General features: G+C 63.1%; 23 protein-coding genes. 15 read left to right on the top strand and 8 right to left on the bottom strand.

Translation table 11 applies throughout. The features are described from left to right. Nucleotides 1-22 precede the first annotated feature (22 nt). Nucleotides 23-2,443, top strand: coding sequence for an efflux RND transporter permease subunit (locus tag M1E16_RS14320; RefSeq protein ID WP_458127623.1), 2,421 nt, complete (start codon nucleotides 23-25; stop codon nucleotides 2,441-2,443). A 134-nt stretch (nucleotides 2,444-2,577) separates the two neighbouring features. Here M1E16_RS14320 and mhpT read toward each other — a convergent pair whose 3' ends face one another. Then, nucleotides 2,578-3,804 (bottom strand): 3-(3-hydroxy-phenyl)propionate transporter MhpT, encoded by a 1,227-nt coding sequence (gene mhpT / locus M1E16_RS14315; protein ID WP_434574056.1) that lies wholly within the window; start codon nucleotides 3,802-3,804, stop codon nucleotides 2,578-2,580. Between the two features lie 310 nt (nucleotides 3,805-4,114). Between mhpT and M1E16_RS14310 the strand changes: the two genes are divergently transcribed. Then, nucleotides 4,115-5,422, top strand: a complete 1,308-nt coding sequence (locus M1E16_RS14310; RefSeq protein WP_458127622.1) for an OprD family porin — start codon at nucleotides 4,115-4,117, stop codon at nucleotides 5,420-5,422. A 177-nt stretch (nucleotides 5,423-5,599) separates the two neighbouring features. On the opposite strand, the gene M1E16_RS14305 is transcribed toward M1E16_RS14310, so the two are convergent. Then, entirely contained in the window at nucleotides 5,600-6,088 is a 489-nt protein-coding gene (locus M1E16_RS14305) for a MarR family winged helix-turn-helix transcriptional regulator (protein WP_434574059.1), read from the bottom strand. 214 nt (nucleotides 6,089-6,302) lie between these two features. On the opposite strand from M1E16_RS14305, the gene M1E16_RS14300 reads away from it, so the two are divergent. The 4 genes from M1E16_RS14300 (at nucleotide 6,303) to M1E16_RS14285 (ending at nucleotide 11,566) form a co-directional block, all read left to right on the top strand. Next, nucleotides 6,303-7,133 carry a p-hydroxycinnamoyl CoA hydratase/lyase gene (locus tag M1E16_RS14300; protein WP_458127621.1) on the top strand — a complete coding sequence of 277 codons (831 nt, stop codon included), beginning with the start codon at nucleotides 6,303-6,305 and terminating at the stop codon, nucleotides 7,131-7,133. Nucleotides 7,134-7,238: 105 nt separating this feature from the next. Continuing rightward, a complete protein-coding gene (locus M1E16_RS14295; protein ID WP_458127620.1) occupies nucleotides 7,239-8,687 on the top strand; it encodes an aldehyde dehydrogenase in 1,449 nt (482 codons plus the stop codon). A gap of 144 nt (nucleotides 8,688-8,831) precedes the next feature. Continuing rightward, entirely contained in the window at nucleotides 8,832-10,703 is a 1,872-nt protein-coding gene (locus M1E16_RS14290; protein ID WP_458127619.1) for a feruloyl-CoA synthase, read from the top strand. Nucleotides 10,704-10,852: 149 nt separating this feature from the next. Beyond that, nucleotides 10,853-11,566 carry a GntR family transcriptional regulator gene (locus M1E16_RS14285; protein ID WP_434568324.1) on the top strand — a complete coding sequence of 238 codons (714 nt, stop codon included), beginning with the start codon at nucleotides 10,853-10,855 and terminating at the stop codon, nucleotides 11,564-11,566. Between the two features lie 139 nt (nucleotides 11,567-11,705). On the opposite strand, the gene M1E16_RS14280 is transcribed toward M1E16_RS14285, so the two are convergent. From M1E16_RS14280 to M1E16_RS14270, 3 genes are all read right to left on the bottom strand, one after another. After that, on the bottom strand, nucleotides 11,706-12,656 hold the full coding sequence (locus tag M1E16_RS14280; protein ID WP_458127618.1) for a PDR/VanB family oxidoreductase: 951 nt from the start codon (nucleotides 12,654-12,656) through the stop codon (nucleotides 11,706-11,708). Continuing rightward, on the bottom strand, nucleotides 12,653-13,738 hold the full coding sequence (locus M1E16_RS14275) for an aromatic ring-hydroxylating dioxygenase subunit alpha (protein WP_458127617.1): 1,086 nt from the start codon (nucleotides 13,736-13,738) through the stop codon (nucleotides 12,653-12,655). Before M1E16_RS14275 ends, M1E16_RS14280 begins: the two co-directional genes overlap by 4 nt. A gap of 127 nt (nucleotides 13,739-13,865) precedes the next feature. Further along, nucleotides 13,866-14,771, bottom strand: coding sequence for a LysR substrate-binding domain-containing protein (locus M1E16_RS14270; protein WP_458127616.1), 906 nt, complete (start codon nucleotides 14,769-14,771; stop codon nucleotides 13,866-13,868). Between the two features lie 156 nt (nucleotides 14,772-14,927). Here M1E16_RS14270 and M1E16_RS14265 point away from each other — a divergent pair, with 156 nt between their 5' ends. From M1E16_RS14265 to M1E16_RS14230, 8 genes are all read left to right on the top strand, one after another. Continuing rightward, complete coding sequence (locus M1E16_RS14265; protein WP_434657758.1) at nucleotides 14,928-16,052, top strand: NAD(P)/FAD-dependent oxidoreductase; 1,125 nt, start codon at nucleotides 14,928-14,930, stop codon at nucleotides 16,050-16,052. Next, nucleotides 16,042-16,371, top strand: a complete 330-nt coding sequence (locus M1E16_RS14260) for a (2Fe-2S)-binding protein (RefSeq protein WP_458127615.1) — start codon at nucleotides 16,042-16,044, stop codon at nucleotides 16,369-16,371. Before M1E16_RS14265 ends, M1E16_RS14260 begins: the two co-directional genes overlap by 11 nt. Next, nucleotides 16,364-17,737, top strand: coding sequence for an FAD-dependent oxidoreductase (locus M1E16_RS14255; RefSeq protein ID WP_458127614.1), 1,374 nt, complete (start codon nucleotides 16,364-16,366; stop codon nucleotides 17,735-17,737). The genes M1E16_RS14260 and M1E16_RS14255 overlap by 8 nt, the downstream gene beginning before the upstream one ends. After that, complete coding sequence (locus M1E16_RS14250; protein ID WP_458127613.1) at nucleotides 17,734-18,084, top strand: RidA family protein; 351 nt, start codon at nucleotides 17,734-17,736, stop codon at nucleotides 18,082-18,084. The genes M1E16_RS14255 and M1E16_RS14250 overlap by 4 nt, the downstream gene beginning before the upstream one ends. Before the next feature lie 141 nt (nucleotides 18,085-18,225). Continuing rightward, entirely contained in the window at nucleotides 18,226-19,008 is a 783-nt protein-coding gene (locus tag M1E16_RS14245; protein WP_434630907.1) for an ABC transporter substrate-binding protein, read from the top strand. Nucleotides 19,009-19,075: 67 nt separating this feature from the next. Next, nucleotides 19,076-19,501, top strand: a complete 426-nt coding sequence (locus tag M1E16_RS14240; protein ID WP_434600846.1) for a GlcG/HbpS family heme-binding protein — start codon at nucleotides 19,076-19,078, stop codon at nucleotides 19,499-19,501. A gap of 194 nt (nucleotides 19,502-19,695) precedes the next feature. Next, entirely contained in the window at nucleotides 19,696-20,532 is an 837-nt protein-coding gene (locus M1E16_RS14235) for an AraC family transcriptional regulator (RefSeq protein ID WP_434698227.1), read from the top strand. 54 nt (nucleotides 20,533-20,586) lie between these two features. Continuing rightward, the gene (locus M1E16_RS14230; RefSeq protein WP_458127612.1) at nucleotides 20,587-21,189 is read left to right on the top strand and encodes a LysE family translocator; all 603 of its coding nucleotides are present in this window, start codon (nucleotides 20,587-20,589) and stop codon (nucleotides 21,187-21,189) included. Between the two features lie 6 nt (nucleotides 21,190-21,195). On the opposite strand, the gene M1E16_RS14225 is transcribed toward M1E16_RS14230, so the two are convergent. Together M1E16_RS14225 and M1E16_RS14220 are read right to left on the bottom strand one after the other, a co-directional pair. Further along, nucleotides 21,196-22,155 (bottom strand): class I SAM-dependent methyltransferase, encoded by a 960-nt coding sequence (locus M1E16_RS14225; protein ID WP_458127611.1) that lies wholly within the window; start codon nucleotides 22,153-22,155, stop codon nucleotides 21,196-21,198. Between the two features lie 135 nt (nucleotides 22,156-22,290). Further along, entirely contained in the window at nucleotides 22,291-22,971 is a 681-nt protein-coding gene (locus M1E16_RS14220) for a murein L,D-transpeptidase catalytic domain family protein (RefSeq protein ID WP_434658164.1), read from the bottom strand. A 176-nt stretch (nucleotides 22,972-23,147) separates the two neighbouring features. Here M1E16_RS14220 and M1E16_RS14215 point away from each other — a divergent pair, with 176 nt between their 5' ends. Beyond that, nucleotides 23,148-24,710 carry a L,D-transpeptidase family protein gene (locus M1E16_RS14215; protein ID WP_458127610.1) on the top strand — a complete coding sequence of 521 codons (1,563 nt, stop codon included), beginning with the start codon at nucleotides 23,148-23,150 and terminating at the stop codon, nucleotides 24,708-24,710. Here the strand turns inward: M1E16_RS14215 and M1E16_RS14210 are convergent, their stop codons facing one another. Further along, nucleotides 24,711-25,343: an NAD(P)H-dependent oxidoreductase gene (locus M1E16_RS14210; protein ID WP_458127609.1), complete on the bottom strand. Its 633-nt coding sequence runs from the start codon at nucleotides 25,341-25,343 to the stop codon at nucleotides 24,711-24,713. It abuts the gene before it with no gap. Nucleotides 25,344-25,395 lie beyond the last annotated feature (52 nt).

Raw genomic sequence — 25,395 nt, 5'->3', positions numbered from 1 at the left:
GCTCGTGCAACAGGAGTCAAACTTGAAAGACGACAGAATCCAAACCGTGATTGGCCGCCAGGAAGACTTCGATCGGGCGTCGGGCAATTTCGCCGAGCGGGCGATTTTCAACCATCGACCGCTGGTAATCCTGCTGTGCCTGCTGGTGACCCTGGTGCTGGGCTGGCAAGCCACGCGCATCGGTATCAATGCCAGTTACGAGAAGACCATTCCCACCGGGCATCCCTATGTCGCCAACTTCCTGGACAATCGCAGTGAGTTGAGTGGCCTGGGCAATTCGCTGCGCATCGCCGTGGAGGTCAGGCAGGGCAGTATTTTCACCAAGGACTATCTCGATACTCTGGCCAGGCTCAATGATGAGCTCTATCTGCTACCGGGCGTCGACCGCCCCTATATGAAATCGTTATGGACCCCGACCACGCGCTGGACCGCCGTGACGGAGGAGGGGCTCGATGGCGGCACGGTGATCCCTGACGATTACGATGGCTCGGCCAGCAGCATCGAACAGGTGCGCACCAACGTCGGCCGTTCCGGTGAAGTCGGCCAGTTGATCGCCGGCAACTACAAGTCCAGTGTGATCTTCGTGCCGTTGCTGGAGATCAACCCGCAGACGGGCAAGGCGCTGGACTATGGTGAGTTTTCCCGGCAACTGGAGGCGTTGCGAGACAAGTACCAGACCGACGAGCTGCGGATCCATATCACCGGCTTTACCAAGATCGTCGGCGACCTGATCGAGGGAATGACCCAGGTTCTGCTGTTTTTCGTGGTGGCGGTACTGGTGACGGTGATGGTGCTGTTCGGCTACACCCGTTGTGCGCGCAGCACCCTGGTGGTAGTGACCTGTTCGCTGGCCGCCGTGCTTTGGCAACTGGGGCTGCTGGCACTGCTCGGTTACGAGCTGGACCCATACTCGGCACTGGTGCCGTTCCTGGTGTTCGCCATCGGCATGAGCCACGGCGCGCAGAAGATGAACGGCATCATGCAGGACATCGGCCGGGGCACCCACCGGGTGGTTGCCGCGCGTTATACCTTCCGCCGGCTGTTCGCCGCCGGCATCACCGCTCTGCTCTGTGATGCGGTGGGCTTTGCGGTGTTGCTGCTGATCAACATCCGGGTGATCCAGGACCTGGCGGTCACCGCCAGCCTCGGGGTGGCGGTGCTGATCTTCACCAACCTGATCCTCTTGCCGATCCTGCTCAGCTACATCGGCGTCAGCCCGGCAGCGGCGCAACGCAGCCTGAGTGCGGAAACCACCGAACAGCAAGCGCAGATCAAACATCCGCTGTGGCGCGTGCTCGATCTGTTCACCCAGCGGCGCTGGGCCATTGGCGCCATGCTCGCTGGCTTGCTGTTGGCCGCGTCTGGTTTTGCCGTGAGCCTGCACCTGAAGATCGGCGACCTGGACCCCGGCGCTCCGGAACTGCGTGCCGACTCGCGTTACAACCGCGATGCGCTGTTCATGACGCAAAACTATGCGGCCAGCTCGGACATCTTCGTGGTCATGATCAAGACCCCGGAGGATCAGTGCACCCGTTACGCCAGCCTGTCCGCGGTCGACGCGCTGGCCTGGCAACTGGAGCAATTGCCCGGCGTGGAATCGACCACCTCGATGGCGGCGCTGAGCAAGATCGCCACGGCCGGGTATAACGAGGGCAATTTCAAATGGTATGAACTGATCCCCAACGACGGCGCGCTGGGCGCCGTGCAAACCCGCGCGCCGCGAGAGCTGTTCAACCAGGGCTGCTCGATGCTGTCGCTGTACGTCTACCTGGCCGATCACAAGGCTGACACCTTGAACCGCGTGGTGGAGGCCAGCGAGCAGTTCATCGCCGGACATCAGCTGCCAGAGGTCAAGTTCATGCTGGCGGCCGGCAGTGCGGGGATTGAAGCGGCGACCAATATCGTCGTGAAGAAATCGATGCGCGAGATGCTCTTCTGGGTCTACGGCGCGGTCAGCCTGTTATGCCTGCTGACGTTCCGCAGCTGGCGTGCCACCCTCTGCGCGATGCTGCCGCTGATGCTCACCTCGATTCTGTGCGAGGCGCTGATGGTGGGGCTGGGCATGGGCGTGAAAGTCGCGACGCTGCCGGTCATCGCCCTGGGCGTGGGCATCGGCGTCGATTACGCGCTCTATGTGCTCAGCGTGATCCTGGCGCGCATGCGTGCCGGCGACACCCTCGCCCAGGCGTACTATCAGGCGCTGTTGTTCACCGGCAAAGTGGTATTGCTGACGGGTATGACATTGGCGGTGGCGGTGTCGACCTGGACTTTTTCGCCGATCAAGTTCCAGGCCGACATGGGGATTTTGCTGGCCTTCATGTTCCTGGTGAACATGCTTGGCGCCCTGATCCTGCTGCCGGCCCTGGCATGGTGGCTGTTGCCGCGGAAGGTGTTTGAAAAGAAGCCTGAACTGAGCCGGCGGGAGCGCTGGGTGAGGGGCTGAAGCGGCTTGCTGACTTCAGCCTTTCCATGTGGGAGCGGGCTTGCTCGCGAAGGCGGTTCCACAGTCGAGAAATCTATTGGATCTGCTGCCCCTTCGCGGGCAAGCCCGCTCCCACAGAGCTTGCAATAGCCCCGTCAGGATTTCTGCGCCACCGGCTCTGCCGTGCCCAGCCGTGGCCCGGCCGAACGGCGGATCACGCTGAGGATGGCCAACGTCGCCACCACCAATCCAGGGGAAGTCGCCAGCAGTACCGCAGTGGTCCCGCCGCCAGCCGCGAGGATCTGGCCGGCGGCCAAAGGCCCGGCCACCGAGCCCAGGCGCCCGATGGCAACGGCTGCACCGACACCCGTGGCGCGCACCGCCGTAGGGTAGGAGGGCGGCGCCGAGGCATAAAGCACCAGTTGCGCCGCCATGACAAACAGCCCGGCGGCAAACCCGGCGATGCCCATCGGCATGATGCCCACCGACAAACCGACCCCGGCCAGGGCGCTCAGCAGGCCGGCATAGACAAACAGCACTACCTTGACGGCGTTGAAACGATCCAGCAACAAACCACCGATCAACGATCCCAGGGCCCCGCCGATGTTGAACAGCATCTGCACCAGGCCGGCCTGGGGTTTACTGAAACCTTGTTCCACCAGCAAAGAAGGCAGCCAGTTGAGCAGCATGTACATCACCGTCAGGGTGAAGAAATAACTCAACCAGAGGCCCAACGTTGTCAGCCCCCGGCCTTCGCCGAACAGCGCCTGACCGGTCGAACCACGGACCTCGCCCGCGACGTGTCGTATCTGCTTGAATGCGCTGGACTCCGGCAGCCACAGCAGCATCAACGGCACCACCAGCAAGGGCGCCAGGCCACCGATGAAGAACGTCATCTGCCAGTGCTCGCCAAAGGTCATGGCGACCACTGCCGCCAGCGCGCCACCCAGCGGAACCCCGGCGTACATGACACTGATGGCGGTACCACGGCGTTGTTCGCCGACGGCTTCAGCGCACAGGGCGATGAGGTTGGGCAGGGCGGCGCCCAGTCCCAGGCCGGTCATGAAGCGCACCAGCAGCAGGCTGGAGAATTGCTCGACAAACGCGGTGCCGAGGGAAAACACGCCGAACAGCAGGACAGCGGCAATCAGGATTTTCTTGCGGCCGATGCGATCGGCAATCCAGCCGCCGAAAAACGCACCTGGCAGCAGGCCGATTATCCCCGCGCTGAAGACCCAGCCCATCATCTTCGGGTCCAGGGCGAAGGTCTGTCGCAAGCCGGCAGCGGCGGTGCCGGCCGATTGAAGATCAAAGCCTTCGATCAGCGCGACGATGAAACACAGGGCAATGGTCAACGTCGCACGACGCGGCGGATGGTTCATGGCGAATCCTCTTATTGTTTTTGTCGGGACTGCGGCTCGGAGGGACCCCGTAGCGCGGGATTAAGATTAACAAAGCTAACTAAAAAATGAATCGCGAGGAGCAAACCCGCGAAATCTTTGGTTTCTCTTGGAAATTCAGCAGGTTGACACCTACAGGAGAAACAGTCGTCATATTGGTTAATTATATTAACGTTCGATTATCGGACATTGCCGATTGACGAAGTACCGGGCCGTTTCCATTCTCTGTCCGCACAGCCCTCCACTCGGGGCTGCCTCGATAGAAAACAACAACAAAAAGCGGACATCGAACATGCCAGATATCATCCGGGACGCCCAGGCGGCGATCCCTGTTTCACCGCTCGTTCACTGGTTGGCCGGAACCGGGCTGAGTCTTCTTTGCAGCGTGGCGCTGGCCGAAGGTTTCATCGACGACAGCCACGGCACGTTGACCCTGCGAAATTACTACATGGATCGCGATTACAAGGACGACGGCGCCAAGACTGCGGCCCGGGAGTGGGCCCAAGGCGTGTTCATGAACGTCGAGTCGGGCTTTACCCCGGGTACGCTCGGATTTGGCCTGGATGTACGGGGGCTGCTGGGCATCAAGCTCGACTCCTCGCCGGACCGCAGCGGCACTGAACTGTTGCCGGTGTCGAGCAGCGACAAGCGCGCGGCGGATGAATACTCGCGGCTGGGCGTGACCGGCAAGTTGCGTTTCGGGCAAACCACGGTAAAGACCGGCGATGTCCCGATTTTCCTGCCGTTTGCCTTCGCCAGTCCGTCGCGGCTATTGCCGCAGACCTTTCGCGGGACAACCCTGAGCTCCAAGGACGTCGACGGATTGACGCTGAACACCGGTTACATCGATCGCATCGCCCGGCGCGATTCCACCGATTACCAGCCGATGAGCATCGCCTCGCCCAATCGTCGTTTCAACGGCGCGGCGACCTCGTCTCACATGGCGTACGTGGGAGGCGACTATCAGGTCAACAAGGATCTCGGCCTGCGCATCTACCACGCCGAAGTTGCCGATCTGTACCAGCAGAATACCTTCGCCTTGCTGCACAACCTGCCATTGGGTGATGGAGTGCTGACCACCGATCTACGGAGTTTTTTCAGCAGCGAGGAGGGCGCCGCCAAGGCTGGCAAGGTGGATAACCGCAACGTCTCGGCGCTGGTCGGTTATCGCCTGGGCGGGCATCGCGTCAGCCTGGGCTACATGCATTCGAGCGGCGATACGGCAACACCGTACGTGTCGGGCACCGAGCTGATGGGTTTGAGCGAAATGACCATGAGTTCGGACTTTCTCAATGCCAAGGAGCGCACCTGGCAAGCGATCCACGATTATGACTTCGCCGCCGTTGGCGTGCCTGGCTTGCGGACCCGGTTGCGTTACGTGCGTGGCGACCATATCGAGCTGGCGGCCCTCAATGCCGAGGATCGCAAGGAGCGTGAATTCCAGATGGAGTTGGGTTATGTGATCCAGAGCGGCCCGCTGAAAAACATCGGCCTGCTGGCGCGCAAGTCGATCTACCGAAACGACTTCCCGGGAACGGCGGCGTTTCGCGATGAAAACCAGACCCGGTTCCTGGTGACGTACAGCGTGCCGATCTGGTGAAGCCAGTGAAGCCGTCATTGACGAGCTTTCGTGGCGAGGGAGCTTGCTCCCGCTGGGCTGCGCAGCAGCCCCAAGCTATTGGCCGCGACGCTTCAGGCAAACCGCGTCTACTGTGTTGGGGTCGCTGCGCAACCCAGCGGGAGCAAGCTCCCTCGCCACAGGGAGGAGCAAGGTTCCTTACTGATAAACCTTCTTCAGCAACCGCAGCAGTTCCTCGCGCTCGGCACCATTGAGGGCGGCGGTGGAGTCCAGGTCGCTCTGGGCGGCGATCTGCTTGAGCTCCTTTAGCAGGGTTTCGCCGGTCTTGCTCAGGAAAATCCCATAGGAGCGCTTGTCCGGCTTGCAGCGCACCCGTACGGCCAGGGCGCGGCTTTCCAGTTTGTTCAACAAGGGCACCACTTGCGGTGGCTCGATGGCCAGCGCCTTGGCCAGATCGGCCTGCATCAGGCCGGGGTTCTGGTCGATGATCGCCAGGGCCGAGAACTGGGCCGGTCGCAGGTCGTGGACAGCAAGACGGCTGATCAGGTTCTGGAACAGTTTCAACTGCGCGCGACGCAAGGCGTAACCGATCAGGTCATCCAGCGCGGAATCCAGCGGCGCCTGCGTGTCGGTACCGTCGGCCAGGGGCGCGGCGGCGGCTTCGGCAAGCTTGGAAGACTTGGCCATCGAAAGGTGCATCCTCAAGGTCAGTGATTAACAAGGCTATCCAGTTTGCCGGGGTTGCCGCTCGGTGGCTACGGTGGCTGGTATTTTTTGTTCTCCGGCGTTGCATCCGGGCCGCCAGGAAAATACAGATAAATCGATTAATAGTTAATTGACATAACTAATATTCAAGGTTAGTTTTTCTCCATCTTCAGCCAAGAACAAGAGAGCACGCGCCATGAGCAACTACGAAGGTCGCTGGACAACGGTCAAGGTCGACATCGAGGAAGGCATCGCCTGGGTAACCTTCAATCGCCCGGAAAAACGCAACGCCATGAGCCCGACCCTCAACCGCGAGATGATCGATGTGCTGGAGACCCTGGAACAGGATCCCGCCGCTGGCGTGCTGGTGCTGACCGGTGCGGGGGAGGCCTGGACCGCCGGCATGGACCTCAAGGAATATTTCCGCGAAGTGGATGCCGGGCCGGAAATCCTCCAGGAAAAAATCCGTCGCGAAGCCTCGCAATGGCAATGGAAACTGCTGCGCATGTACGCCAAGCCGACCATTGCCATGGTCAACGGCTGGTGCTTCGGCGGCGGCTTCAGCCCGCTGGTGGCGTGCGACCTGGCGATCTGCGCCGACGAAGCCACCTTCGGCCTTTCGGAAATCAACTGGGGCATCCCGCCCGGCAACCTCGTGAGCAAAGCCATGGCCGATACCGTGGGCCATCGCCAATCCCTGTACTACATCATGACCGGCAAGACCTTCGGCGGGAAAAAAGCCGCCGAGATGGGCCTGGTCAATGAAAGCGTACCTCTCGCGCAACTGCGTGAAGTCACCGTGGAGCTGGCGCGCAACCTGCTGGAGAAAAACCCGGTGGTGCTGCGCGCGGCCAAGCATGGTTTCAAGCGTTGCCGCGAGCTGACCTGGGAGCAGAACGAGGACTACCTCTACGCCAAGCTGGACCAGTCGCGCCTGCTCGACACCGAGGGCGGCCGCGAGCAGGGCATGAAGCAGTTCCTGGACGACAAGAGCATCAAGCCGGGCCTGCAAACCTACAAACGCTGAGGCGACAGCGCGGCGGGCGCCATCGTGGGCCCGCAGGTTGTTCGTCCAAGGCCCTCGGCGCTACTGTGAACGTGTTCCCGATAAAGACAATAAAGAGGAATCACCATGCTGGACGTGCCCCTGTTGATTGGCGGCCAGTCGTGCCCGGCCCGCGATGGCCGGACCTTCGAGCGCTGCAACCCGGTGACCGGTGAAGTGGTGTCCCGCGTGGCCGCCGCCACGCTGGAAGATGCCGACGCCGCCGTGGCCGCCGCACACGCTGCCTTCCCGGCCTGGGCCGCGCTGGCGCCCAATGAACGTCGCACCCGCCTGTTGCGCGCGGCCGAGCAGTTGCAGGCGCGCAGCGGCGAATTCATTGCCGCCGCTGGCGAAACCGGCGCCATGGCCAACTGGTACGGCTTCAATGTGCATCTGGCGGCGAACATGCTGCGCGAAGCCGCCTCCATGACCACGCAAATCAATGGCGAAGTCATCCCTTCGGACGTGCCCGGTAGTTTCGCCATGGCCTTGCGTCAGCCCTGTGGCGTGGTGTTGGGCATCGCGCCGTGGAACGCCCCGGTCATTCTCGCCACCCGCGCAATCGCCATGCCCCTGGCGTGCGGCAACACTGTGGTGCTCAAGGCCTCGGAGATCAGCCCGGCCGTGCACCGCCTGATCGGCCAGGTGCTGCAGGACGCCGGCCTGGGCGATGGTGTGGTCAATGTCATCTGCAATGCGCCGGCGGATGCGCCGGCCATTGTCGAGCGCCTGATCGCCAACCCGGCGGTACGGCGGGTCAACTTCACGGGCTCGACCCACGTCGGCCGCATCGTCGGCGAACTGTCGGCGCGTCATCTCAAGCCGGCATTGCTGGAGCTGGGCGGCAAGGCACCGCTGCTGGTGCTCGCTGACGCCGATCTTGACGCAGCGGTGCAGGCGGCGGCGTTTGGGGCCTACTTCAACCAGGGCCAGATCTGCATGTCCACCGAGCGCCTGATCGTAGACGCGAGCGTGGCCGATGCCTTTGTCGCCCGACTGACTGCGAAGATTGCGACCCTGCGCGCCGGCGATCCTGCCGCGGGTGATTCGGTGCTGGGCTCGCTGGTGGACACCAGCGCCGGACTGCGCATCAAAGGCCTGATCGACGACGCCCTGGCCAAAGGCGCCAGATTAGTCGCCGGCGGCCAACTGGACGGCAGCATCCTTCAGCCGACCTTGCTCGACGGCGTTACCCCGGACATGCGCCTGTACCGCGAAGAGTCCTTCGGACCGGCAGCGGTGTTGCTGCGTGGCGACGGTGACGAAGCGTTGCTGCGCCTGGCCAACGATTCCGAGTTCGGCCTGTCGGCGGCGATCTTCAGCCGCGATACCAGCCGCGCCCTGGCGCTGGCCCAACGAATCGAATCCGGCATCTGCCACATCAATGGCCCGACCGTGCACGACGAGGCGCAAATGCCCTTCGGCGGGGTCAAGTCCAGCGGCTACGGCAGCTTTGGCGGCAAGGCCGCCATCGAGCATTTCACCCAGTTGCGCTGGGTGACGATGCAGAACGGCCCACGGCATTACCCGATCTGAAAACCCGTCGCATCGCCGGCGATGGGCCGCCCGAGCCATCGCCCGATGCAGGCCAGACATGACAATCACAAGGCCGCAGCCAGACGCTGCCACGCTCCGCTCGCGTCAAGCGACCCGAGTGTGCCTTGATGGAGGAGATGCACCGTGAGTTCCGAGTTCAGATCATCCTCCCGGCCCGAACCTGCGCGCTATCGCCAGGTGTCGATCGGGCATCCAGCCGTTGAAGTGAAGGAAGAGCAGGGCATCCTGCACATGCGCTCCCTGGAGCCCTTGGCGCCGTTGCCGTCGCGCCTGCTCGATCGCCTGGTGCACTGGGCCCGGGTGCGACCGGACCAGACGTTCATTGCCGCTCGCGAAAACCAAGGCGATTGGCGTCACGTCAGCTACGCCGAAATGCTCGACAGCGTGCGGGCCATTGCCCAAGGCCTGCTTCGTTATGGCCTGTCGGCCGAAAAACCCCTGGCGCTGCTCTCGGGTAACGACATCGAGCACTTGCAAATGGCCTTGGGCGCGATGTACGCCGGGATTCCCTATTGCCCGGTGTCGCCGGCCTATTCGTTGCTGTCCCAGGATTTCGCCAAGCTGCGGCACGTCTGCGACCTGTTGCAGCCGGGGCTGGTATTTGTCAGCGAGGCCGCGCCGTTCGAGCGCGCGATCAATGCGGTATTGCCTATGGATATCCCCCTGGTCAGCGTGCGCGGAGAAATACCCGGCCGCGCCAGGACAAGCTTCGCCAGCCTGCTGGCGCAGCCGGGCGGCAGCGAGGCCGAGCGGGCTTTCACCGCCACCGGCCCGGACAGCATCGCCAAGTTCCTGTTCACCTCCGGCTCCACCAAGCTGCCGAAGGCGGTGATCACCACCCAACGCATGCTTTGCGCCAACCAGCAGATGCTCTTGCAGACCTTCCCGGTGTTTGGCGAGGGACCACCGGTGCTGGTGGATTGGCTGCCCTGGAACCATACGTTTGGTGGTAGCCATAACGTCGGCATCGTGCTGTACAACGGGGGCACCTTCTATCTGGACGATGGCAAGCCCACCGTCCAGGGCTTCGCTGAAACCTTGCGCAATCTCAAGGAAATTTCCCCAACCGCTTACCTGACCGTGCCCAAGGGCTGGGAAGAATTGGTCAGCGCGCTGGAACAGGACGCCGAGTTGCGCGAGCGTTTCTTCAAGCGCATCAGCCTGTTCTTCTTCGCCGCGGCGGGGCTTTCGCAAAGCACCTGGGATCGCCTCGACAAGGTGGCCGAGCAGCATTGCGGCGAGCGCATCCGCATGATGGCCGGCCTGGGCATGACCGAAGCGTCGCCGTCCTGCACCTTCACCACCGGGCCGCTGTCCATGGCCGGCTACATCGGCTTGCCGGCGCCAGGTTGCGAAGTGCGGATGGTGCCGGTGGACGGCAAGTTCGAAGGGCGCTTTCGCGGGCCGCACATCATGCCCGGCTACTGGCGTTCGCCGCAGCAGACCGCCGAGGTGTTCGACGAGGCCGGTTTCTATTGCTCGGGTGACGCCATCAAGCTGGCCGATCCCGCCAACCCGCAGCTGGGGCTGATGTTCGACGGACGCATCGCCGAAGACTTCAAATTGTCCTCCGGCGTATTCGTCAGCGTCGGGCCGTTGCGCAACCGCGCGGTGCTGGAGGGCACGCCGTACGTCCAGGACCTGGTGGTGACGGCGCCGGACCGCCCGCACCTGGGTGCGCTGGTATTCCCGCGCCTGCATGACTGCCGGCGCCTCTCGGGCCTGGCGCAGGACGCCAGCGACGCCGAGGTCCTGGCCAGCCCGCCGGTGCGCCAGTGGTTTGCCGACTGGTTGCAGCGCCTGAACCGCGAAGCCAACGGCAACGCCAGTCGTGTGGAGTGGATCGCACTGCTCGACGAACCCGCTTCCATCGACCGTGGCGAAATCACTGACAAGGGCTCGATCAACCAGCGCGCCGTGTTGCAATGGCGCGCGGCGAAGGTCGAGGCGCTGTATCGGGGAGAAGACCCAACGGTCCTGCGCGCCGGCAATTAACACCAAACCCTGTGGGAGCGAGCCTGCTCGCGAATGCGGTGTATCAGCGAGAATTGGATATTGCTGAACCACCGCTTTCGCGAGCAGGCTCGCTCCCACATTTGATTGCAATTACTATGGCGGCTCTCTCTTCTCTGGATATCACCTGAATGAGTAAGCCCGGCCAAACGGTGCTGGTTGCGTTGCGTCGAATGATCGCTTCAGGCGAACTGGCGGCGGGCGAGCGCTTGATGGAAATTCCCACGGCGCAATTGTTCGGCGTCTCGCGGATGCCGGTGCGCATGGCGTTTCGCACCTTGGAGCAGGAAGGGCTGCTGGTGCGTTTTGGCGGGCGGGGTTTCCAGGTGCGCTCGGTCAGCGCCGAGGAGATTGCCGGGGCGGTGGAAGTGCGTGGGGTGCTGGAGGGCCTGGCCGCCCGGCAAACCGCCGAACGTGGTTTGTCCGAGGAGGCTCGCCGGGCGCTTGAGCAGTGCCTGGTCGATGGCGACGAACTGTTCGCCAAAGGTTATGTGACCGAAGAGGACCTGGAGGTCTATCACGACCTTAACATGCGTTTTCACCAGGTAATCGTCGAGGGCAGCCACAACCCGGCCATCGCCGACGCCCTGGCGCGCAACGATCACCTGCCGTTCGCCTCGGTCACGGCCCTGGCGGTCGACCGCCAGAACATGGCCGGCGAATACCGCCGCTTCAACTATGCCCACATGCAGCATCATTCGGTGTTCGATGCGCTGGTCAATCGCCAGGGCGCCCGGGCCGAGGCGATCATGCGCGAGCACGCCAACGCGACCCTGCGCTACGCCGAGGTGTTTGGCTCGACGCTGGCGGATGAGCGGATGAAGGTAATTCTTAAAACTGAATGAACCTCTACTGTGGGAGCGAGCTTGCTCGCGATAGCGGTCGTTCAGCATCATTAATATTGCCTGACACACCGCTATCGCGAGCAAGCTCGCTCCCACAGGGTATTAGGGTGTTTTAGAGACCCCCGCATAGGATTGGTACTCAGAGATCCAGCACCAACAACGGCGTCCTCGACCTCGAACAGCACGGCGTGAACTGGTCGTTGCAGGCTTGCTCGGCTTCGGTCAGGAACATGTCCCGATGGTCCGGCACGCCTTCCAGCACGCGGGTCAGGCAGGTGCCGCAGACGCCTTGCTCGCAGGAAATCGGAACCTCGATGCCATGGCTTTCCAACACCTGGACCACGCTGCGGTCCGCCGGCACCTCGAAAACCTGGCCGCTGCTGGCAAGCTTCACCGAGAAGCGGCCATCGGCCGTGGTGTCGATCGGTGCCGCGGCGAAGTATTCCCGGTGCAGATTGGGTTCCTGCCAGCCCTGGGCCTTGGCGGTGTCGAGAATGTGCTGCATGAACCCGCCAGGACCACAGACATACAGGTGCAGGTCGGCGCTGGGCGAAGCCAGTACCCGAACGGCATCCAGTGCCGTGACGGGTTCTTCATCGAAATGCAGGAATACCCGGTCGGCGTAAGGGGACTGCTCCAGGCGTTGGACAAAAGCGGCGCGGTCCCGGGACCGGGCACAGTAGTGCAATGCGAACGCAGCGCCGCTCTGGGCCAAGTGCTCGGCCATGCACAGGATCGGCGTGATGCCGATGCCGCCGGCAAACAGCAGGCTGCCCCGGGCCGCAGGTGCCAGGGCAAACAGGTTGCGCGGTTCGCTGATCAGCAGCCGTGCGCCCGGCTGGATCTGTTCATGCAGGCTGCGTGAGCCACCTCGTGACGAGGGATCCCTGAGCACGCCGATGAGGTAGCGATGCCGTTCCTCCGGGTGGTTGCACAGCGAGTACTGGCGAACCAGCCCATCGGGCAAATGCACGTCGATATGGGCGCCGGCGGTAAACGCCGGCAATGGCTGACCGTCGATGCTGGTCAGCTCGTAGCTGCAGATGTCCGGGGTTTCATTAGTGCGTGCCGCGACCTGGACTTCGATCATGGCCGTTGCTCCGCGTGTTGCGGCTGCCGGGTACTGGCGATCAGGGCGGCCTGTTGCTCACGCTCGCGGGCGATCCAGCGCTCCAGTACCCGACGCGACTGCACGCCGCCGGCATCGATGTTGAGCTTGAGCAGATTGCGTTGCGGATGGTCCAGCAGGTTGCGCTGCTGGCGTTCGAGCATCTCCAGGTCTTCGCTGAAGATCTTGCCCTGGCCCTCGCGAATACTCGCGGTCAGCGCGTCGTCCTGAGGCTGGAAGTGGCGGGCCATGCCCCAGAAGTACCAGATGGAAGTCTCGGTTTCCGGCGTGATGAAATCGACGACGATGCTCGACGCCTTGTATTGCGGCGCGGCGTGATAGCCACCGTGGCCGGCATGGGCCACGCCGACTTCGATCATTACGTGGCTGGGCGGGGTGAATCGGCAGATCTGCCAGCGATCCACCGGCACGTCGTCGGCCAGGTTGTTGCCGCGCAGCGCCATGCGCCAGAAGGGCGGAGCCATGATGTTTTCCATGTGGCGGGCAGTGACTACCTCGTCGCCTTCGACCGTGGTCACTGGCGGTGCCTCGTCGATTTCCTTCTGGCCGATGCTCGAGGCATGCACGTAGGTTTCGTGGGTCAAATCCATCAGGTTGTCGATCATCAGGCGATAGTCGCAATGGATATGGAAGAGGCCGCCGCCATACGCCCATTCCTGGTTTTCCGCCCATTCCAGAGGGTGAATCAGCGAAGGGTCGGCCAATACCTGTTCACCCGGCCAGACCCAGATAAACCCGTAGCGCTCCTGCACGGCAAAGGTCTTGTTGCAAGGAAATCCCCGAACCCGTTGCCCGGGCATCTCGACAGTCTTGCCGTCGTCGCCCATGACCAGCCCATGGTAGCCACACACCAGGTTGCCATTCTCGACATAACCGAGCGAGAGCGGTGCGCCTCGATGGGGACAGAAGTCCTCGACGGCGGCGACTTTGCCGGCTTGCCCGCGGTAGAAAACCATTTTCTCGCCACAGATCTGCCGACCCAGCGGCTTGTCGGCAATCTCGTCCGGGGTGCAGGCAACGTACCAGGCGTTCTTGGGGTACATGAGAGGGATCTCCAGGCTGGTTTTGTTATTATCAGTGGATCCATTAACTCTCTTAACTAATTTGCTTGTCAACGGTTTTGGTGGTTGTGCAGATGATCGGTGTTTCTCAATGGATCCATTGCTCGCTTTAAAACCGATAGGCCTCCGGCACTTGCGCCTCGATGAATCGCTGCATGTGTTCGAGGAAGCGCGCCTGCAGTTTCGACAGCGGTCCATGGATTGGCAGCAGCATGCTGAAGTCCATTTCAATTGCCGGTTCGAAGGCACGGAAGACGATGCCGTTGCCGCGGTATTCAACGGCACTGATGGCGTCTACCAGGGCGACGCCCAGGCCTTGCTCAACAAAAGTGCACATCGGTTGGGACAATTGGGTTTCCAGGCGCAGCTCACGCTCGACGCCGTGAGCGGCGAAAATCGCGTCGATGTGTTGCCGGGAGCCGATGGATTGCGGATAGGAAATGAACCGTTCGCCCTGCAGGTCTTCCGGCTTGATGGACGCGCGGTCCTGTAGCCGATGGCCGGCGGGCAGGGCGCAGAGCATGCGCGTAGCCAGCAACTTTTCGGCACGGGGACTCGGGTAGGTATTGGGCAGGACGATCAGGCCCAGGTCACAGCGCTGGCCTACCACCAGGTCGACGACTTCCCGCGAGGAATGCACCACCAGCGAGATCTGCACCTGCTCATGCTCGGCCATGAACGCGGCAATCGCCCGCGGCAGGAACGACAAGCCCATGGCCGGCGCGCAGGCAATGTGCAGTGAACCGCGCTTGAGGTTGCGGATGTCCTGGGCCGTGCGCGCGATCCGCTCCACTCCCAGCAGCGAGCGCTGCACCTCCTGATACAGCGTCATGGCCTCGGCGGTCGGTTGCAGCCGGCCCTTGATACGGTCGAACAGGCTGAAGCCGATGTCTTCTTCCAGGCTGGCAATCAGCCGGGTCGCGGCGGGTTGCGAGATGTGCAGCATTTCAGCGGCGCGGGTCACCGTCTGGCCGAGGATCACCGCGCGAAACGCTTCCAGCTGGCGGAGGTTCATAAGGATGCTCACCCATAACAAAAAGACATGAGCTATCAAAAATAAAGCATTTTTAATGAGCGTGGCAGCGTCCTAGGATCGATCGCATGAATTCGCCCGGCTATGAATCGGCGCTTCGCCGTACTTCAAGGCCTTTGGAACAGCGATATAGCAGTCATGCAAAAAACTGATGTGATCATCGTAGGTGGCGGCCTGGTGGGTATGTCCATTGCCTATGGCCTGGCCCTGCTCGGGCGCAAGGTGAGCGTGCTCGACGAGGGCGACGACGCGATTCGCGCCGCCCGTGGCAACTTCGGTTTGCTCTGGGTCCAGGGCAAGGGCTATGGAATGAGCCCGTATGCACAATGGACCCGTGATTCGGTGGCGCTGTGGCCGCGCTTCGCCGAAGCGCTGCAAGCCGATACGGGTATCGATATCCATCTGCGCCAGCAGGGCGGTTTCCAGTTGTGCCTGAGCGATGCGGAAATGACCGAGGAGGCCGCGCGCCTGGCCTGGCTGCGCGAGGCCCTCGACGGTGATTATCCCTATGAGCTGCTGGACAGAGCACAACTGCGCGGCCGTCTGCCGGGTATCGGCCCCGACGTGGTGGGCGGCTGTTTCTCGCCCATGGATGGTCACGTCAATCCGCTCAAGCTGTTGCGTTCGCTGCATGCGGCCTGCAAAGCGCGTGGCGTGACGTTGATCAATGGTCACCGCGTCGAGGCCATCGAACCGCACGCCACGGGTTTGCAACTGCGCGCCGCCGATCAGCGCTGGTCTGCCGCGCAGGTTGTCCTGGCCGCGGGCCTGGGCAATCGAGCATTGGGCGAAAGGGTCGGATTGGACGTGCCCGTGCAACCCAATCGCGGGCAGATCCTGGTGACCGAACGACTCAAGCCGTTTCTCCATTACCCCACGACGTATGTGCGCCAGACCGACGAGGGCACCGTGCAACTGGGCGACTCCCATGAGTCGGCCGGCTTCGACGACAGCACCGGCAGCCAGGTCATGGCCGCGATCGCCCGACGCGCCGTGCAGTGTTTCCCACTGCTGGGTGACGTACGCCTGGTACGGGCCTGGGGCGCGTTGCGGGTGATGAGCGCCGACGGGTTTCCGATTTACGAAATGCCCCAGGGCTGCCCGGGCCTGGCGGTCGTCAGTTGCCACAGCGGCGTGACCTTGGCCGCCGTTCACGCCCTGCGCCTGGCCCCGTGGATTGCCGGCGAGTTCGATGACCCAGCCGTCAAGCCATTCGGCCTGCAGCGCTTCAATTCGCCAACCGAGGTGCGTCATGTCGGCTGAAAGCCTGTTCCGGCCTTTGGCCGTCTCGCAGAACCAGGTACTGATCGAGTTCGATGGCAAGCCCTTGAGCGTGCCGGGTGATGTTTGCCTTGCGGCGGCGCTGCTCGCCAGCGGAGTCCGGCATACCCGTGAAAGCGCTGTCAGCGGCAGGCCCGCTGCGCCGTACTGCCTGATGGGCGTGTGCTTCGAATGCCTGGTGCAAGTGGACGGCCAGGCCAACGTCCAGTCGTGCCTGGTGGCGGTGCGCCCGGGCATGCGTGTGCAACGCCAACGCGGCGCCGTCAGCCTGGCGCCGAACGAGGAGCGGACCGATGAGTAACCCCGCGGTCGACTTGATCATCATCGGTGCCGGACCGGCCGGCATGAGCGCCGCCATCGAGGCCAGGGACCATGGATTGTCGGTCGTGGTGCTGGATGAGCAGGCCAGTCCTGGCGGGCAGATTTATCGCCAGGTGCTTCAAGCCGATGCCCGCAGCGGCGCGGTGCTCGGCGAAGACTACAGCGCCGGTGCGCAGCTGGCAGCGGATTTTCTCCAATGCGGGGCTCGTTACCTGCCCAACGCGGCGATCTGGCAAGTCACCCCCCAGCGTGAGGTGCACTACCTGATCGACGGCTGCGCAGAGGTTTTGCGCGGGCGCCATCTGCTGATCGCCACGGGCGCCTTCGAACGGCCGATGCCGATTCCCGGCTGGACCTTGCCTGGGGTCATGACGGCCGGTGCGGGGCAGATCCTGCTCAAGAGCGCGACGCTGGTACCGGCTGGGCCGGTGGTCCTGGCGGGTTGCGGTCCGCTGTTGTACCTGCTGGCGGCGCAGTATCTGCGCGCCGGCATTGCCGTCGAGGCGCTGGTCGATACCAGCCACCGTCGCGAGCTGCTGCGGGCCTGGCGACTGATTCCCGGTGCGTTGCGCGGCTGGCGCGACTTGTTCAAGGGCGTGGGGCTGCTGGCCGAGTTGAAGCGTGGCGGCATCCGCCACTTTCGCGGTGCCGGCAACCTGCGTGTCGAGGGTGAGGACTGCGCCAGTGCACTGAGCTTCGACAGTGGAGGGCAGCACTTGCGCGTGCCCGCCGGATTGATTTTATTGCACCAGGGCGTGGTGCCGCACACGCAGATCAGTTGGTCGTTGCGCCTGGAGCATGACTGGAGCGAGGCGCAGTTGTGCTGGATTCCACGGCGCGATGGCTTCGGCCAAACCAGCGCGCCGGGCATTTTCATCGCCGGTGACGGCGGTGCCATTGGCGGCGCGCAGGTGGCGCGCCTGGAAGGGCGACTCGCTGCGATGGCGATTGCCGGTGTTTCCCGTGGAGCACGCGGCGTTGAGAAAGGCCTGCGTCGTGCTCGTGCTGCGCGGCCCTTGATCGACGCGTTGTATCGCCCCCCGGCAGAAAGTTGCGTCCCACCCGACGACGTCATCGTGTGTCGCTGCGAAGAAGTCACGGCTGGCGCTATCCGCCGTTACGTCGACCTCGGCTGCCTGGGTCCCAACCAGACCAAAGCCTTCAGCCGTTGCGGCATGGGCCCGTGCCAAGGGCGCCAATGCGGCTTGAGCGTCACCCAGGTCATCGCCGCCCAGCGCCGCGTTTCGCCCGCTGAAGTCGGTTACTACCGCATCCGTCCCCCCCTCAAATCCATCACGCTGGCCCAACTGGCCGGCGAACGTCACTGCGTCGAGGAACCGTCATGACCATTCAACGTATCGAAAGCAACCCGCGCCTGAGCCGCAGCGTCGTGCACAACGGCGTGGCCTGGCTCAGCGGCATTGTCGCCGCCGATTGCAACCAGAACATCCAGGGCCAGACCCGCCAGGTGCTGCAGCGGATCGACGAATTGCTCGCCACGTCGGGCAGCGACAAGCGCCGCTTGCTTAGCGTGCAGATCTGGATGAAAGACATGAGCCGCGATTTCGCTGCGATGAACGCAATCTGGAGCGACTGGGTCGACGCCGCGCATACCCCGGCGCGAGCCACCGCACAGGTGGCGTTCGATGACCCGCAGATCCTGCTGGAGCTGATCGTGACCGCGGCGGTGTAGGACCGCCGGACACCGCTGTGCCGCTATCGGGCAAGACCACCGCCAGAGTGGTCGCCCGCGCTTGTTCAGATTGCTGCTGCCATAACGGACGACTTCCCGTGGAGCGTCCGAAATCAATAACATCGCATCCGGAGCTAATCAATGAACGTTAAACGCATTGCACTCAAGCTGGGCTTTGTCTCGCTGCTGGCATTCGGCGCCAATCTGCACGCCGCCGAGACCTCGCTGCGCATCGGCATCGAGGCGGCATACCCACCCTTCGCCTCGAAAACACCGGACAATGCCATCGTCGGCTTCGACTATGACATCGGCCAGGCGCTTTGCGCCGAGATGAAGGTTCGTTGCGTCTGGCAGGAGCAGGAGTTCGACGGCTTGATCCCGGCGCTCAAGGTGAAAAAAGTCGACGCGGTGATTTCTTCCATGTCGATCACCCCGGAGCGGATGAAGTCGGTGGACTTCACCGACCGTTATTATCGGATTCCGGCGCGGCTGGTGTTTCGCAAGGGCAGTGGCATCCAGGATATTCCCGCGCAGCTCAAAGGCAAGCGGATCGGCGTGCAACGGGCGACCAACTTCGATCGTTACGTCACCGACAAATTTGCCCCGGCCGGGGCCGAGGTGATCCGTTATGGCTCGCAAAACGAAGTCTTCCTCGACCTGCTGGGCGGACGCCTGGACGCGACGATGGCCAGTTCGGTGGCTATCGACGAAAGCCTGCTCAAGCGTCCTGAAGGCAAGGATTTCGAATTTGTTGGCCCAAACTTCGTCGAAGAACAATACTTCGGCACGGGTATTGGGATCGCCGTGCGCAAGAATGATCCGCTGGCGGGCCGTTTCAACCAGGCGCTGGCGACCCTTCGCGCCAACGGCACCTACGAGCGGATTCGCCAGAAGTACTTCGATTTTGATATCTATGGCGAATGACCATCGCCGTGTCCATCGCCCGCAGCTTCGGCTGACGGGCCTCACGCTGCACAGCATGGAGTGATTCATGAAAACCAAAGCGGTACTCACCGAACAGGACGTTGCCCAGTTGCTGGTAGCAGCCAAAGAGCTGGCCCACCAGCGTCAATGGGCCGTATCGGTCTGTGTGGTCGACGATGGCGGGCATCCCTTGGGGCTGTTGCGCCTGGACGGGGCCTCGCCATTGTCGGCCTACATCGCCACCGAAAAGGCCCGCACCGCCGCCATGGGCCGGCGGGACAGCAAGGTTTTTGAAGACATGATCAATGGTGGCCGCATCGCCTTCCTCAGCGCGCCGCACTTGCAAGGCATGCTCGAGGGCGGCGTGGCGATCCGTCACGATGGTCAGTGCATCGGCGCCATCGGCGTGTCCGGGGTCAAGGCCGAGGAAGATGCGGAGCTGGCGCGATTGGCGGTGGAGACGGTGTTGCCGGTGATCACGCCGGATGCCTGAGGGCCTGTGGGAGCCTGTGGAGCTTTTGTGGGAGCGGGCTTGCTCGCGAAAGCGGTATGTCAGCCAGCTCATATATGGACTGATACACCGTCTTCGCGAGCAAGCCCGCTCCCACCCAAGCTGCACAAATCTTCCAGACACTCATGACATCAGCCGATAATCTGACAGAGCACGTTCACTAAACGGATTAGCCCATGACAGCGCGCAACTGGATCGATCTCAAGCAGGACGCCACGTCCGGCATCGAGACCGTGCGCGCGCATTTCGAGGGGCACGCCTACGATCCGCACTGGCACGATGCCTATCTGGTGGGCGTGACGGAGCAGGGCGTGCAGCAGTTCCATTGCCGTCAGCAGCAACATAACAGCACGCCGGGCAAGGTGTTCCTGCTTGAACCGGGGGAGCTGCATGACGGTAACGCGCCGCACGAAAACGGGTTTACCTATCGCACCTTGTACCTGGAGCCGCAATGGCTGGAGCGCGAACTGCGCTCGTTGTTCGAGGATGCGCCAGACAACGCGCAACTGGGCTTTGCCGTCACGCTGAACGATGACGCGCGGCTGGCAAGGGCTACCGCTGCGGCTTTCCAGAGCCTGCACGAACAGGACATCCTGATCGTCCGCCAGACCGCCCTCGACACGCTGCTGTCGAACCTCACTCAACACCTGCATTGGCGAACACGGATCAATCCCGACCCGCGTCTGCCGCTGGTCGCCCAGCAGGCCCGGGATTATTTGCACGGCCACCTGAGCGAGGACATCAGCCTGGACGACCTGGCGCGCGTCACCGGCGTGGATCGTTTTCGCCTGAGTCGTGCGTTCAAGGCGGCCTTCGGCCTGGCGCCCCACGCGTATCTGATCCAGCTGCGCCTGGCCCGGGCGCGGCGTCTGCTGGCCCGTGGCGAGAGCGCCGTGGCGGTGGCCGCCATGCTCGGCTTCGCCGATCAGAGTCACCTCGGCCGCTGGTTTCAGCGCGCCTATCGAATGAGCCCGGTGGACTACCGCAAGCGCTGCTCAATTGTTCCAGACTGAGCCCGGCTGCAACGGGATGATCAAGTCCACGATCATTCATCGAGAAGTTGCGCCATGGATCAGTTGTTGCCGTTTGCCTTGTTTGCGTTTGTCGCCTCCATCACCCCGGGTCCGACCAATATCCTGGTGCTGAGCCATAGCTCGCGCTTCGGCCTGGCGACCACCTGGCCACTCATCCTCGGCGCCTGCGCGGCTGCCGCGTTGCTGGTGTTGTTGGTGGGCACCGGGCTGGGCGACCTGCTGGCGCGACATGCGGCGATCCAAACGGCACTGTCCTGGGCCGGCATCGCCTGGCTGAGCTGGATGGCCTGGCAGATTTTCAGCGCGCCGGCCGAGGCCATCGATCCAGACCGCCCGGTCGAAGGCCCACGGCTCGGCCTGGCGGGCGCCGCCGGGTTGCAACTGGTGAACCCGAAGACCTGGATGATGGCCCTGGCGGTGGTCAGCGTATTCGCCGGCGCCGAGGCAGACCGTACGGTGCGGGTGCTCTGGCTGTCCCTGGCGTTCTTTGCCATCTCCATTCCCTGCATGACCGCCTGGGCCTACCTGGGGCGTGGCGCGGCGAAGTTCTGCCGTTCCGCCGTGGCGATGGGGCGCTTCAATCGCGTCATGGCGGTGTTGCTACTGGTGTCGGCGTGGTTGACGTTGGTGGTGTAGTTGCGGCTATACCTGTGAGCTGGCCGGATCGTCGCGTGTGAACACCAAGGCCTTGAGGCCGCAGGCCGGGTCGGCATCCGGAAATTCCGGCGGATTTGCCAATCGCTGTTCGAATCGCAGGCCCGGTGCTTCACGCATGACGCCGCCAATGAGGAAATCCGGACCGGTCGCCGGGTCGTTGCTACAGGCCAGTACCGCGCCGTGGGCGGTCAGCAGCTCCGGCAGGCGGCGCAGCACACGCTGGTAATCCTTGGCCAAAAGGAAGCTGCCTTTCTGGAACGTTGGCGGGTCGATGATGACCAGATCGTAGGGGCCGCTGTTGATCACCTTGCCCCACGACTTGAACAGGTCGTGGCCAAGGAAACTCACCTGGCCCAGGTCGTGGCCGTTCAACCGGTGGTTGTCGCGACCACGGCTTAAAGCCGCGCGGGACATGTCCAGGTTGACCACGTGTTGCGCGCCGCCGGCGATCGCCGCCACCGAAAAACCGCAGGTGTAGGCGAACAGATTCAGCACGCGCTTGCCACGGGCATGGGCGCGGACCCAGTCGCGCCCGTAGCGCATGTCGAGGAACAGGCCGTTGTTCTGCTTCTTGCCCAGGTCGATCCGGTAGCGCAGGCCGCCTTCGGTCAGGGTCCACTCATCGATCGGCGCGCCCTCCAGCCACTGGGTAAGGCTATCGGGCAGGTATCGATGCTGCAGGGCCAGCGTATGGGCGGCGCTGCGCTGCCAGACGGGTGAGGCGACAAGGTCGCGTAACATCGCGAGCAGATCGTCCAGTTGCGCCGGCTCGGGTTCCTTGAACAGCGAGACCAGGACCACGCCTTGCAGCCAATCCACGGTAATCTGTTCCAGCCCCGCCCAGCAGCGTCCGCGCCCGTGGAACAGCCGACGGGTTTCGTCAGGCACCGACTCCAGCGCCGTCGATAAATGGCTCTGCAAGGTTTGGAGGGCTTCAGGGTTCATCAGAAAAAACGCCAGCAATTCGAAAGGCCGGCATTTTAACCACGAACCCACCCGACGCAATCGCTGGCCAGGAGATTTGCACGACACCCGTGGCGGGGGAGCTTGCTCCCACTCGGTCGCGCAGCGGCCCCTGTACTAGCCGCCGCGGGTCGACAGAATGCTTGCCACCTGCTGCGCCTGGCAATTGAGATAGGCCGAACGCTTGAGCCACGCCGGATCCGGGTACCAGGAAAACATGAATTGCCCGCCCTTGAGCTTGTCGATCACCTGGCGCGCTACTTGCGGGCGCACGGCCGGGCAGCCCTGGCTGCGGCCGATGCGGCCCTGGCGCACGCTCCACAACGGATTCACATAGTCGGCGGCGTGAATCACGATCGCGCGGTCGCGAGCCTGATCATTGAAGCCGGGCTCCAGGCCGTCCATGCGCAGCGAATAACCATGGGCGCCCTGATAGCTTTCCTGAGTGCGGAACAGTCCCAGGCTGGATTGGTAGCTGCCCAGGCGATTGGAAAATTGCGTGGCGAAATTTTCCCCGGATTTCTGCCCGTGTGCCACCAGGTCGCGCAACACCAGCTTCTTCTGGCGCAGGTCGAAGATCCACAGGCGCCGTGCCGTGGAGGGCTGCGAATAGTCGATCACCGCCAGGTGACGGGCCGGGCGAGCGCCGTTGGCGACAGCACATTGCATCGCGCCCAAGGCACTTTTAAGCGCTAGGGGATTGAGTTCCGGCGCCGCGTGGGCGAGGCTGTTGTAAAGCGGCTGGGAACCGGGCTTTTGCGCCAGTGCCGGGCCGGATATGACGCCCAGGCCGGCCATGACCAGGCAGAGTCGGCGCAGCAGGCGGGCGACTGAGCGCGATACGGGCGAAAAAAGCTGACGCTGGCGTTCGTTTGCGGCATCCCGTCCGGTTTTGTTTGTCTGCATGATGGCGGGTCGTACCTGTCGCAAAAAATTCACCGTCAACGAGACAGCCATGGATTGGAGTAAAGCAGTTGTTCAAAAAGCCCGCATGTTACCTGAGCCTTTTATTGCTCGTTGCGCCATTGGTCGCGACAGCCGAGGGGGGCGACCCCGCGCACGCGCAATCGACCTTGGCACGACTGTCGGTCAACTGCCCGGAACTGGCCGCGGGCGTCGATTTTTCGACGGTGCTGAGCTTGCAGGCCTTGTACCAGCAAAACGCAGGCCAGGCCATCTGGGCGGACGATGAGCGGTTGCAGGCCTTGCAAGTCCAATTGCAACAACTGGCCGACGATGGCCTGGACCCGAACCGCTACCGCCTGCCCGGCGAAGGCGCCTATGCCAATGCGGCCTGTACCGACATCGCCATCAGCCAACGCTACCTGCAAGCGTTGCATGAGCTGCGTTTCGGCTACCTGCCGCAGAACCGCCTGGAGCCGATCTGGAAGGCCAATCCGCAGTTGCCGGACCGTCAGGCCATGGTGCTGCACTTCGCCGTCGCCGGCTTGCGCGACCCCGCCGAGGCGTTCGAACAGGCGCGGCCGCCCTTGGACCTATATCGCAACCTGCGCGAACTCTACGCCCGGCAACGGCAACAACCGCTGGCTGACTGGCAGTCAGTGCCGGCCGGCCCATTGCTGCAACCCGACAAACGTGACGCCCGCGTGCCCGCACTGGCCCGGCGCCTGTTCAACGAAGGCTACCTGAGCGTGCCTCCGCTGGAAGCCGATGAACACTACAGCCCGAGCCTGGTGGAGGCGATGAAAAGCTTCCAGCTCCACCATTCACTGCAAGCCGATGGGGTAGTGGGGCCGTGGACGGTTACCGAGCTGAACGTCAGCCCGGCCATGCGCCGCGAGCAATTGCGGATCAACCTGGAGCGGATGCGCTGGTTGGCTCAGGATCTGGAGCCCGACAGCGTGCTGGTGAACGTGGCGGCGGCGCAGCTGACGGTCTACCAGGCTGGCGCCCCGGTATGGCAGACCCGGACCCAGGTTGGCCGCGCCGAACGCCAGACACCGTTGATCAAGTCGCGTATCACCCGACTGACGCTGAACCCGACGTGGACTATTCCGCCGACGATCATGCGCGAGGACAAACTGCCCGAGATCCGCCGCGACCCGGAGTTTCTCACCCGGCACAACCTCAAGGTGATCGATCGCGATGGCTTGCCCCTGGCGGTGGAAAATATCGACTGGGATCACCCTGGCAATTTGATGCTGCGCCAGGACGCCGGCTCGAAAAACCCCTTGGGTAAACTGGTCGTGCGCTTCCCCAACCCGTTTTCGGTATACCTGCACGACACGCCCAGCCAGGCACTTTTCAGCAAAGGCCCGCGGGCGTTCAGCTCAGGCTGCGTACGCATCGAGCAAGTCATGCATCTGCGCGATCTGCTGGTGACCCCGGCCGAACGCACGCGCACCGACACCTTGCTGGCAAGCGAGTTGACTCATGAATTCAGGCTGGCCAAGCCGATGCCGATCCTGCTTGGATACTGGACAGTGCAAGCGGACAGCCAGGGGCGGGCGGTGTATATCCCGGATATCTATCAGCGCGATGTGCCCCTGTCTGCCGCCGACCGTCGAGCACTCTGATCATGCACACGCGGCGTTGGCTTCTACGGGCGAGGTCTGCTCGACAGCCGAGAACACCCGCTGGCCGAGGGCTCGGGCCGTTTGCAGATGTACGTTCGGATCAAGGGTTTCCGAATCCAGCAAGCGTTCGGAGCTCACCACGCGGGCACCGCAGTAGCCGAAGATGCCGTGGTCAATCTGCGTGACCATCGCCTGGTCGTAGCCGTGGCGTTGAAAACTGTCGGCGTCAGCTCCACCGAGGGCGACCAGATGGACCCGCAAATGCTGCAGTTTCTGCACAAAGAACTCGTCGAGCTTGAAGTCGAATGCCCAGCCATTGGAGAACACCCGATCAATCCAGCCCTTGAGCAACGCCGGCATCGACCACCAATAGATCGGGTAGACCAGCACCAGGGCGTCGGCCCGTTCGATCCTGGCCTGCTCGGCCAGCACGTCGGCAGGCGGCAAGGCCTCACGGCGGTGGACGGCATGGTCGGCGAAGCCGAAGCGTGGATCGAAGCCTTCAGCGGCCAGGTCGGCGATTTCGAACGTATCGCTGGGATTGGCCTGGAGAATTCCATTGCCAATGGCCTGGGCAAGCGCATGGGTCAGGGAGCGGGGGTCATGATGAGCAACCACGATAAGGGCGTGCATGGCGAATCTCCTTCTGGCATTACCCGAGGTCAAGCGAGTATGCTGGGTTAAG

It is taken from the genome of Pseudomonas sp. Z2-11, assembly GCF_054161305.1.
Note: the sequence above shows the minus strand (reverse complement) of the source record. Positions and strands in the feature narration are given on the sequence as shown.